This window comes from Verrucomicrobiota bacterium, from assembly GCA_016200005.1.
GTDB lineage: Bacteria > Verrucomicrobiota > Verrucomicrobiia > Limisphaerales > PALSA-1396 > PALSA-1396.
Window position 1 is genome coordinate 26,861 of sequence record JACQFP010000011.1, and the last position, 10,295, is coordinate 37,155.

Here is a 10,295-nt window from a genome sequence, read left to right on the forward strand (position 1 = left end):
TTTGAGCGTCCTTGCCAACTTCTGCAAAACATTATTTTGATTGGGCAGCGCAAGCGGTGCTGCACTTTGGCTACCTTAACAAACTCAACACCGCCTCCGCCGCGCGGCGACTCGCGCCCGGCTCGCCGAGCGATTTCACGACCGTCGCCAGTTTCGATTTCACCGCGCGAACGCGCTCGGCGTTGCTCAACAAGTCAAGAGCTTCACGGGCGATGTTCTCCGGTGTGGCTGCGCCTTGAATCAATTCGGGATAAATAGTTTCGTTCGCCAGCAGGTTAGGCATGGCGAGATGTTTCACCGTGACGATTTGTTTGGCGATGAAGTAATCGCTCCACGCGGCCTTGTAGATCGCCACCGTCGGCACGCCGAAGCAAGCGCACTCCAACGTGACCGTGCCGGTGGAGGCGATGGCGAGGTCGGCTTCGCTGAGCGCTTGTCCAACATCGCCAACTCTACACTTGATAAACGGATGAGCGTTCAAGTCTAGAACTGGTTCAGCCAGTTCACGTCTCACTTTTATTCCCGCCATTCCTTGCGCCATCGCGCACAACTCGAAGTTCGGCAAGATCAAGCGGAAATTAGTGTGATGACGGGCTTTAATAATTCGTGCTGCCTCGATCATCACGGGCAAATGCCTTTGCAATTCGCTTTTGCGACTGCCGGGCAAAAGCAACACCACGGGGGCGACTTTTGCATTTTGCATTTTGCATTTTGCATTTTGCATTCTTTCCACCATCGGATGCCCGACAAATTCCACGCGCAGCTTTGGCACGCGCCCGGCATACCAGTCTTTCTCAAACGGAATAATGCTCAAGAGCAGATGCACATCCTCAGCGAGTTGGCGGGCGCGGCCGGGACGTGAGGCCCAGACTTGCGGCGAAACGTATTGAATGATCTTCGGATTCCAATTGTTGAAGGTGGCTTGCCGGGCGCGGAGGTATTTCCTGACCGCATGAGCAAAGCGGCGATTGAACGCTTGGAAGTCCACGCAGATGATGACGTCCGGTTTGCGCTCAATGGCGAGATGGACAAGCCGGTCGAAGAACCGCTTGAACTCCCAATATTTCTTCACCACATCCGAAATGCCGATGACTGAATGTTGGGTCAGGTCGAATGCCAGTTCCACGCCCGCCGCGGCCAACTGTGACCCCCCCGCGCCGAAAAACTCCGACGGAAACGGCATGGCCTGCAATTGCGGCGATTGCTTCAGCGCGCGCACCAGTTCTGCCGCGAGCAAGTCACCGCTGGTTTCACCGGCGATGAGCATGAATTGATTCGGCTTCACGATTAAGTTTTCAATGGCGAGGTTCTGTGGGTCGGATAATACTTCAGGGGGAATTCAATTGCGGGGCGGGCATGGCTAAAACTTTCTGAACGGCTGCATCCACTTCTTTTGATTCAGTCTTGTGAGGATGCGTTTGCCGGTAGGTTGCAATTCTTGAAATGATTCTGAACTGCATTGGATCAATTCTGGGTTGATTCTTGTCATAGTTGAAGAAATGAAGGAGTTCTCCATCTAACTCACTCTCCAGTGAATCGATTGCGTCGTTGGTTTTCCCTTCCCGAGTATATGCGAGAATGCGGTGATAAGCTGCTGCATGAGCCGCTGCACTATTATAGATGCTCGGTAAAAGAACTTTCTTTTCAATGACCAAATACACCAAGGCTCCGCCTACTAACATGCCACCGAGGAAACAAATGATTTTCATGGTTTCAGTTGGGTTTGAGAATCTGCCGCGTAATCTCCAGCGCCAAATCCAGCGCGCGCTTGGCCGATTCGCCGCTGACCAGCGGCGTTTGGTGGGCGCGAACACAGTCCACGAAATCTTGCAGCTCCAATTTGAGCGGTTCATCTTTTTCGATGGGCACCGGCTGGCGCACGATGCGTTTGCCGCCAAATTCGCTCACGATCGTGGAGTCTTTGCCGACGCCGAGTTTCGCGGCCATGATTTTTTTCAGCAGCGAGCTTTTCTCCTCGTCGTCGCGGGCGATGCGGTAGATGAAACCCTCCTGCGCGCGGTAATCGAGCGAGACGTAACTGGTCATCGCGCCGCCACTGAAGACGCGGATCTTGCGCATCTTATCCGGGCTGACGCGGCTGGCGGTGAGGTTGGCAACGCAGCCATTGGCGAAACGCAATCGCGCGTTGGCGATGTCCTCGGTCGCGCTGAGCACCGGAATGCCCACGGCATCGACGCTCGTCACGGGCGATTTCACAAAGGCGAGGACGACGTCGAGGTCGTGGATCATCAAGTCGAGCACCACGCCGATGTCGATGCTGCGTGCGGGATAGGGCGATAGCCGATGCGTTTCAATGAAACGCGGCTCCGTGGCGACGGTTTGGAGATATTTGAAAACCGGATTGAACCGTTCGACGTGACCGACCTGGAGCACGCAATTCTTCTGTTGGGCGAGTTGAACCAGTTCCGCCGCCTGCGTGGTGTTGTCGGTCATCGGTTTTTCGACGAGGACATGCTTGCCTTGCTGAAGAATCGTTTTTGCCAGTTCGAAGTGAGTGGGTGTGGGCGTGACCACGCTGAGCGCGTCGCTGGATGAGGCGGCCTCGGCGACGGAACTGAATGTGCGCACGGAATATTTTCTGGCGATCCTGGAGGCGGCTTCAGGGTTCGTATCAAAGGCGCCGGTGAATTCCACCTCGCCGGCAGCCGCCAGGTCCGCGTAGAGGCGGGCGTGTTCTTTGCCAAGCGAACCGACACCCAGCACGGCGACTTTGATTTTCTGAGTTGTGGCCACGACCAGAGTTTGCCACTGAAGAGGGAGGACTGACAAGGGTGGCGTAGCCACCGAGGTCACGAGGCGGAGTCATCGTTGCGCTAAGCCATCACGATGCAGACCGACGAACCCCTCACCCTCACCTCTCCCCATCGGATGGGGAGAGGGAACATTTTCGCGCGTATGGACGACACTCACGGTTCGGTGTTTTGCCGCAACGTGGCCGGAGTTTCACCCTCTCCCCGTCGGACGGGGAGAGGGACGGGGTGAGGGGCGGGTTCAACTGCATCGTTACTAAGTGTCCGCCTCGTTACCTCGGCGGCTACAGGCAACTTTGAACTTTGAACTTTGAACCGCGAACTTGTAACGTCAGCGGGTGGATTTTGTCGCCTACATTGTCGTGGCCGTCGCTGCGTATTTGCTCGGCTCGATTCCGACGGGTTATCTCATGGGTTGTGCCAAGGGCATTGACATTCGCACGGTCGGCAGTGGCAACATCGGCGCGACGAATGTGTTCCGGTTTCTCGGCAAGCCGGCGGGAGTGTTTGTTTTGGTGGCGGACGGATTAAAAGGGTTTGCCGCCTCCGCGTGGCTTTGTGATGTGTTGCTGAGATGGTTGAGCGTGCCGGATTCCGAAGCTGAAACGCATCGCATCATTGCGGGCATCGCGGCGGTGCTCGGTCACAACTACACCTGCTGGCTGAAGTTCAAAGGCGGCAAAGGCATCGCCACGAGTGGGGGTGTTTACTTTGCGCTCGCGCCGCTGGCGGCAGGCATTGCGCTGGGCGCATGGATTATTCTCTTTGCACTGACACGTTACGTCTCGATCGCGTCCATCGCCTCAGCGGTGGCGTTGCCCACGGCGGTCTGGTTCACGAAGGACAGTGTCACCTTGGGAATCGTCACCACGGCGATTGGTTTGCTCGCCATCGTGAAGCACAGGGAAAACATTAAAAGGTTGCTCAATGGCACCGAGCGACGCTTCGGCAAAAAACCGCCGGCATCGGGGGCTGCGAAATGAAGGTCACGGTACTCGGCGCGGGCGCGTGGGGAACAGCACTCGCCCGGCTTCTCCATCAAGGCGATCATGCAATCACCCTTTGGGGACACGACCCGGAGCATCTGGAGGATTTGCGAAAGACCGGGCGCAACGAGCGTTATCTTCCTGGCATTGATTTGCCGAAGGACTGGAGATTGGAAGCTGACCTGACCCGCGTCATCGAACAGACCGAATGCATCGTCGTCGCCGTTCCCTCGAAGGCGTTCCGCGAAGTGACCCGCGCGCTGTCGGGTTTTCGCGGCGTGGTAGTGAGCGTGACCAAAGGCATCGAGCATCAGACGGGACTGACGATGTGCGGTGTGCTTCGAGCAAATGCGCCACGCGCGAAAGTCGCCGCGCTTTCCGGGCCGACGTTTGCTTTGGAAGTCGCTCGTGGGATGCCGACGGCGATTGTTGCGGCGAGCGACGATGCGGCCACCGCGTTGCTCGCACAGGAACTGTTTCACCGCCCGGCGTTTCGCGTTTACACGAGCAGCGATCTGCTGGGTGTTGAACTGGGCGGCGCGTTGAAAAATGTCATTGCCATCGCCGCGGGAGTTTCCGACGGGTTGGGGTTTGGCGACAATTCCAAAGCGGCGCTGCTGACGCGCGGCATCGTGGAGATGCGCCGGCTGGGTGTCGCTTGTGGCGCGCAGGCGGAAACGTTTGCAGGCCTTAGTGGGTTGGGTGACTTGACCGTGACTTGCTTCTCCCGGCTCAGTCGCAATCGCGGATTTGGCGAGCGGCTTGGCAAAGGTGAAAAACCGGCGGACATTCTGAACAGTGTGATCACCGTGGCGGAAGGTTATCCAACGGCGCGGTCGGCGTTTGAACTGGCGCGGAGACTTCGCATCAGCACGCCGATCATCGACGAAGTCTATGCGGTCCTGTATGAAGACAAGAATGCCGGTCAGGCCTTGCGCGATTTGACGGCGCGGGAGTCGAAGGCGGAGGACTGAGCGAAACGTTCAGTTGCGGGATGGCGAAGGGAACCGACTTCCGCCGATCCTCAAGTTAGACGTCCGGCGTTCCATAGTTACGCTTCCAGATTAAGAGTCCCACCAGATAGAGCAGGAAAAGCAGAAACAGATTTGTGCACAGAATAGAAACAAAAAATGTAGTCCAAGTCTGTTCCAACACCTCGGGCCACTGAGTTGCCAGATAAATACCCGGAAAGTGGCCCAACGAAAAAACCAGCCTCCCGACTCCGGCTTTGCTGATGCACAATGATCCGCAGACCAGCAACTCCGTCACTGCTGAGGCAATCAGCGCGGTCTTGATTAATTTGCGAGTGCTCAAGTTCACAATCGAGTCAATGCCGCCCAAAAGTGAACAGACGGCGAGTTCTTCCGCGCATCCGTTTTCACAGACCGAGATTATTCTCGGCGCAATCGGTTGTCTAACACCGTTCTCAACTATTATGGCCGGCGACCGTCTTCAAGCAAAGGTGGAAGCCACACCTTCAGCCGACCATCGCCTTCTTGATTTCCTTCAACAACTCCGCGTGTGATTCCACGGGTTTGAATTGCGGAAATTGTTGCTTCACGTTCTCCGGAAAGGGGCTGGAGCGGCAAACCTTCGCTTGAAAACAACCAGACACGTGGGATAATCCGAACATGAAAGTAACAACGGACGAAGAAGGGCGCATGGTTTGCGAGGAACTATTTCCACCACGTTCCACGTTCGACTCCCGGCGCATGCCGGACGGCACGGTGCGGGTCGTGAAATTGGAGAATGGCGACGTGCCGGTGGTGAAATCCGTGCTCGCGAAGGACGGCCTGATGGTTTCGCCGGTGAGAGTCAGCCGCGAAACGATTCGTCCGCCATCCGTGCAGACCGTGCTTGAATTACCGCATTGCAATCGGAAGACGAAAGGGTAAACTTTGGCCATGGCAACGAAAGCAGCATCGGCCAACGGCACGAGGGCGCAGGACGCGAAATTCGCCGAAGCCATCGAAGAGTGCGTTGGCGAGATGAAGGAAATCCGCAAGAGCATGAAAAAGACAGATGCGGAAATCCGCCGCTTGCAGATTTCCACCCGCCAAAATCTTGACCAGACTTGGGAAATCCTGCGCGATGTTAAAGCCAGCCATTGAATTGCTTTACCAGGTTGTCTTTCTGCTCCGCGACGTGCAACAGAACAAGGAAGACATCGCTGCGCTTCGGAAAGAACTCCACGAAACCAGCGACGCGGTTCGCGAATTGGCCGTCGAGTTGCGCAGCCTACGCGAAGAAGAACGGCATGAACGCGAGAAGCTCGTGCTCCGTTTAGAAAACGCCCTGCTGAAATTCGAGCGCCAGCTTCCACTGGCGAAAGAATCGAAGAAACTGAAATAACGGTAGAGGAGGCGATTTGCAGGGCCCTCAGCCGGCGATCGCCGCTTTGATTTCCTTCAACAACTCCGCGTGCGATTCCACGGGTTTGAATTGCGGGAATTGTTGCTTCACGTTTTCCGGCGCGTGGATCAGGAATCCCATGTTGGCCTCGGCGAGCATGGCGGTGTCGTTGTAGGAATCGCCTGCGCTGATGACGTGGTAATTCATCCGCCGGAAGGCCGCCACCGCTTCGCGCTTCTGCTCGCGGATGCGCAACTGGTAATTCACGATGCGGTCGTTCTCCACGACCAACCGGTGGCAAAGCAGCGTGGGCCAGCCAAGTTTCTGGAGCAGTGGTGTGGCGAACTGCTCGAACGTGTCCGAGAGAATGATGACCTGCACGATGCAACGCAGTTCATCGAGAAATTCCTTCCCGCCCGGCAGCGGTTGGAGCGCGCCAATGACGCGCTGAATGTCCGAGAGCTTCAATCCATGCTGATCGAGAATGGCGAGCCGGCCGCGCATGAGCTTGTCGTAATCCGGTTCATCGCGCGTGGTGCGACGCAACTCCGGAATCTTGGTTTTCTCGGCAACGGCAATCCAGATTTCCGGAGTGAGCACTCCCTCCATGTCCAGAGTGACGATGGATTGTTTCACGGCGGGGATACTTCCAGTACTGACCGACGTTGTCGAGCGGCTTGCTCTCAATCCAGACTGCAACAATTTGTGGCGGGGAAGATTAGTTTGCAAGTTGCGCTTAGCGCGTCTGTTTGCGTTTGTGGCGGCCATTCTTCCGGGCACGGATGTCTTCGAGGCCAACAATGTGAAGCGGATCAATGATGACGGCATCCCCGCGCTGGGTGGCGACGACCACCGTACGCGTCGTAAAAAAAATGAAATCCGGATGAGGAACCGGATACTTGTTCCCACTCGACGTGACCAATGTGAAAGGACGAAACTCCTTAACGCGCTCTCGGACACTTTCAAGATTCATGGAGGAACATTCGTCAATTTGCGTTCACTCGTCAAGGGCTGCTCCCGGCGGGGCAATGTCGGGACGCCGTGCGCTCAACAGCCAGCGACCGAGGGTCTGAAGATTCACAACCCGATGTTGTAACTTGCCGGCGATATGCTATTGGTTTCGGAGATTTTTTATGCGAACGAACAAACTGGTCCTGCTTGCTGCTGTTTCCATCTGCGGATGGATATCGTCTGGGCTCCAGGCGCAAATCTATACGAACACCGTTGTGAGGTTCCACCTCACGGCAGGCATCGCTGTCATTGGTGATATCGACGTGGAACTGTTCGATTCCGAAAAGCCGGTGACTGTGCGGAATTTTCTGCTGTACGTGGAGTCGGGCGCGTATCAAAGCATGTTTCTGCATCGGTGCGAGCCGGGGTTCATCGTGCAGGGCGGCGGATTTCAAATTTTTAATCCGCTCGACTCAAGCCCATTTGTAACGGCTTACTCCGTGTCGAGTTTTGGGAAAATCACCAACGAGTTCGGCGTCGGGCCACTGCGTTCAAATACCTATGGCACCATCGCCATGGCGAAAGTGGCGGGCGATCCCAACTCCGCCACCTCACACTTCTTTTTTAATCTCGCGAATAATTCCAGCATCTTGGACGGCCAAAACGGCGGATTTACCGTGTTCGGCCGGGTGATCGGCGACACGAACGTATTGAACTTGTTCAACCCGCCACGCGCCCTGACCAACGGCGTGGTGGATATGAGCTGGTTTTACACCAACCAGTTTGGCCAAACGTTCAGAGAATTACCTGTAAATTACAGCGGCGCCACGGCGCCGCGGTACATCGATTTGTTCACGGTCCAGATCACTTCGACGAATGCGCCGGATGTCTTGCCGCCGGTGGTGAGCATCACGTCCCCTGGCTCCAATGCTCGGCTGACCACCAACACCGTCACGGCGACGGGCAAAGCGAGCGACAACATCGGCGTGCAATTGGTGACGTATCGGTTGAACAGCAACACCACGATGGTGGCGACCGGCACGACGAACTGGTCCGCCGACCTGGTCCTGGTGCCCGGCCCGAACACGTTGGAGGTGGAAAGCATCGATGCGGCCGGCAATCATTCCACGACGGTCAGCCGAACGATTACCTACGTGGTGCCTTCGACCTTGACGTTGCAGATCGTCGGCAACGGCACCGTTACGGGAATTGCCGACGGACAGATCTTGGAGATCGGCAAGAGCTACAAAGCGACGGCGAAGCCGGCCGCGGGGCAATTGTTTGATGGCTGGAGCGGCGGTGTGACTTCAAGCGCACCGGCTTTGACGTTTGTCATGCAATCGAACCTGACGTTGATCGCCACTTTCTTCTCAAACCCGTTTGGTCCATTGAGTGGAAACTATAACGGGTTGTTCAGCGAGACGAATGTGCAGCACCAAAGCTCCGGTTATTTTTCGCTGAAACTGACCGGACTCGGAACGTACACCGGCAGCTTGTTGATGCAGGGCAGCCGCTACTCGGTCAGCGGCCACTTCAATTCCCAGGGCAAAGCGATGAATACCATCGCGCGGGCCGGTCTGAGTCCATTGGCCGTGGAATGGCAATTGGACCTCACGAATGGCACAGACCACATCACGGGTCAGGTCAGTGATGGGGTCTGGGTGTCGCCATTGTCAGGCAATCGGGCGGTGTTTAACGTCACGACCAATCCGTGTCCTTTCCTCGGCAAATACACGATGATTATTCCCGGCAGCACGAACGGAGCTGTCAGTCCTGCGGGAGACGGCTTCGGCACGGTGACAGTGGATGGCAACGGCTTGATCTCGTTGAAAGGTGCGCTGGCGGACGGGACAAAGATCGCCCAGAAAAAGGTATCGTTGTCGAAGAATGGCGAATGGCCATTTTACGTTTCGCTTTACCGCGGCAAAGGGTCGATGCTGAGTTGGATCGCGTTTACCAATCGGGCAAGCGACAGTTTGAACGGAGAAAGCCATTGGATCAAAACCAGTGCCGCCGTGACGTCGTTGTATCCGGCCGGCTTCACGAACCTGCCGATGATTCAAGGTTCGCTTTACACTGTGCCCGTCGGCGCGCGCGTCCTGAATTTCACCGACGGATTGGTGGTGTTGAGCGGCGGCAACCTGACGCAAAGCTGGACGAACACCGTGACCTTGGGCGCGGACAACAAGGTGTTGAACACCAGCAGCAACACATTGACTTTGTCGATCGCGTTGACTTCGGGAGCGTTCAAGGGAAGTTTTGTCGAGCCGGGCACAGGTCGGAAGGTTTCGTTCATCGGCGCGTTGCAACAGAAACAAAATGCCGGCTTTGGTTATTTTCTGGGAACGACGGAGAGTGGCGAAGTCCGCTTTGAAGCGGCGCCCTGAGGCGTTGTGATCCTTTATGCGCGTAACAAGAAAACTGCTGATTGTGGTCGCGGTGTTGCTCGTCGCCTTGTTGGTGGGCGCCGTCGTGGGTTGGTTTGCAGCCGGACCGTCATCCGTTCCGATCGAGGACGGGGTTTCCTCGACGAGCGATACGAAAATACCTCCGGTCACAAATGTTGTCGCCGCCGCGCCGCGCCCAACTCTGCTCGCGACCAATCGCACCCGCTGGACGCCCCGCCGAACCCGCCCTTCCCGCTCATCCACCAAGACGAATCAGGTCGCGGTGGCGGGCGCGCCGTCGCCCGCATCCAACTCGGAGGAATGGGAGAATAAAATCGACACCATCCTGACGGACAACTCCGACGATGCACAGAAAGCGAAAAAGATGCTGGAGCTGCTGCCACAATTGCCGGAGGACGGACAGGAGGAAGCCGCCGAGCACATCGCCAATCTTTTGCCCGACGATCAGTATGCCGCGGCGCGCCAGTTGTTGACGAATGCCAAAACCACCGAAGGAGTGCGTGACGCATTGATGAGTGACCTGTTGAATCGACCCAACGAACTGAAACTGCCGACGTTGCTGGAGATCGCCCGCACCCCGGAACATCCGGGCGCGGAGGAGGCCAAGGATTTCCTGGAGCTATACCTCGAGAAAGATTACGGCACGGATTGGGCCCAGTGGGAACAGGCGATGCAAGTCTGGCTCAAAGACAATCCCGAATAGAGCGGTTGCCAAAATAAACTTCCGGATGGAAACATGCAGACCCCTCACCCGGTCTTCGACCACCCTCTCCCCATCGGATGGGGAGAGGGAAGGGGTGAGGGGCAATCCGGAAATTAATTTTGGC

At 56.6% G+C, this 10,295-nt stretch carries 14 protein-coding genes; 7 read left to right on the plus strand and 7 right to left on the minus strand.

Going from position 1 to position 10,295, the window contains the following annotated elements; all coding sequences use genetic code 11:
* Window positions 1–70 precede the first annotated feature (70 nt).
* Genes lpxB through HY298_03600 form a run of 3 tightly spaced genes read right to left on the minus strand, consistent with a single transcriptional unit; the run spans window position 71 to window position 2,754 of the window.
* A complete protein-coding gene (lpxB, locus tag HY298_03590; protein MBI3849365.1) occupies window positions 71–1,285 on the minus strand; it encodes a lipid-A-disaccharide synthase in 1,215 nt (404 codons plus the stop codon).
* Between the two features lie 43 nt (window positions 1,286–1,328).
* Window positions 1,329–1,709 (minus strand): hypothetical protein, encoded by a 381-nt coding sequence (locus HY298_03595; protein ID MBI3849366.1) that lies wholly within the window; start codon window positions 1,707–1,709, stop codon window positions 1,329–1,331.
* A 4-nt stretch (window positions 1,710–1,713) separates the two neighbouring features.
* The gene (locus HY298_03600; protein MBI3849367.1) at window positions 1,714–2,754 is read right to left on the minus strand and encodes a Gfo/Idh/MocA family oxidoreductase; all 1,041 of its coding nucleotides are present in this window, start codon (window positions 2,752–2,754) and stop codon (window positions 1,714–1,716) included.
* Between the two features lie 373 nt (window positions 2,755–3,127).
* Between HY298_03600 and plsY the strand changes: the two genes are divergently transcribed.
* On the plus strand, window positions 3,128–3,754 hold the full coding sequence (plsY, locus tag HY298_03605) for a glycerol-3-phosphate 1-O-acyltransferase PlsY (protein MBI3849368.1): 627 nt from the start codon (window positions 3,128–3,130) through the stop codon (window positions 3,752–3,754).
* Entirely contained in the window at window positions 3,751–4,731 is a 981-nt protein-coding gene (locus HY298_03610) for an NAD(P)-dependent glycerol-3-phosphate dehydrogenase (GenBank protein ID MBI3849369.1), read from the plus strand. Before plsY ends, HY298_03610 begins: the two co-directional genes overlap by 4 nt.
* Window positions 4,732–4,786: 55 nt before the next feature.
* On the opposite strand, the gene HY298_03615 is transcribed toward HY298_03610, so the two are convergent.
* Complete coding sequence (locus tag HY298_03615) at window positions 4,787–5,077, minus strand: hypothetical protein (protein ID MBI3849370.1); 291 nt, start codon at window positions 5,075–5,077, stop codon at window positions 4,787–4,789.
* A 157-nt stretch (window positions 5,078–5,234) separates the two neighbouring features.
* Complete coding sequence (locus HY298_03620; protein MBI3849371.1) at window positions 5,235–5,372, minus strand: hypothetical protein; 138 nt, start codon at window positions 5,370–5,372, stop codon at window positions 5,235–5,237.
* Window positions 5,373–5,388: 16 nt separating this feature from the next.
* On the opposite strand from HY298_03620, the gene HY298_03625 reads away from it, so the two are divergent.
* The 3 genes from HY298_03625 to HY298_03635 are packed head-to-tail and all read left to right on the plus strand — an operon-like array spanning window position 5,389 to window position 6,109.
* Complete coding sequence (locus tag HY298_03625) at window positions 5,389–5,652, plus strand: hypothetical protein (protein MBI3849372.1); 264 nt, start codon at window positions 5,389–5,391, stop codon at window positions 5,650–5,652.
* A 9-nt stretch (window positions 5,653–5,661) separates the two neighbouring features.
* Window positions 5,662–5,868: a hypothetical protein gene (locus HY298_03630; protein ID MBI3849373.1), complete on the plus strand. Its 207-nt coding sequence runs from the start codon at window positions 5,662–5,664 to the stop codon at window positions 5,866–5,868.
* Entirely contained in the window at window positions 5,849–6,109 is a 261-nt protein-coding gene (locus tag HY298_03635) for a hypothetical protein (protein MBI3849374.1), read from the plus strand. Before HY298_03630 ends, HY298_03635 begins: the two co-directional genes overlap by 20 nt.
* A gap of 27 nt (window positions 6,110–6,136) precedes the next feature.
* On the opposite strand, the gene thrH is transcribed toward HY298_03635, so the two are convergent.
* Both thrH and HY298_03645 read right to left on the minus strand, forming a co-directional pair.
* Complete coding sequence (gene thrH, locus HY298_03640; protein MBI3849375.1) at window positions 6,137–6,877, minus strand: bifunctional phosphoserine phosphatase/homoserine phosphotransferase ThrH; 741 nt, start codon at window positions 6,875–6,877, stop codon at window positions 6,137–6,139.
* Window positions 6,846–7,082, minus strand: coding sequence for a hypothetical protein (locus HY298_03645; protein MBI3849376.1), 237 nt, complete (start codon window positions 7,080–7,082; stop codon window positions 6,846–6,848). The genes thrH and HY298_03645 overlap by 32 nt, the downstream gene beginning before the upstream one ends.
* Window positions 7,083–7,242: 160 nt before the next feature.
* On the opposite strand from HY298_03645, the gene HY298_03650 reads away from it, so the two are divergent.
* Window positions 7,243–9,447, plus strand: a complete 2,205-nt coding sequence (locus tag HY298_03650; GenBank protein MBI3849377.1) for a peptidylprolyl isomerase — start codon at window positions 7,243–7,245, stop codon at window positions 9,445–9,447.
* A 16-nt stretch (window positions 9,448–9,463) separates the two neighbouring features.
* Entirely contained in the window at window positions 9,464–10,171 is a 708-nt protein-coding gene (locus HY298_03655) for a hypothetical protein (protein MBI3849378.1), read from the plus strand.
* Window positions 10,172–10,295 lie beyond the last annotated feature (124 nt).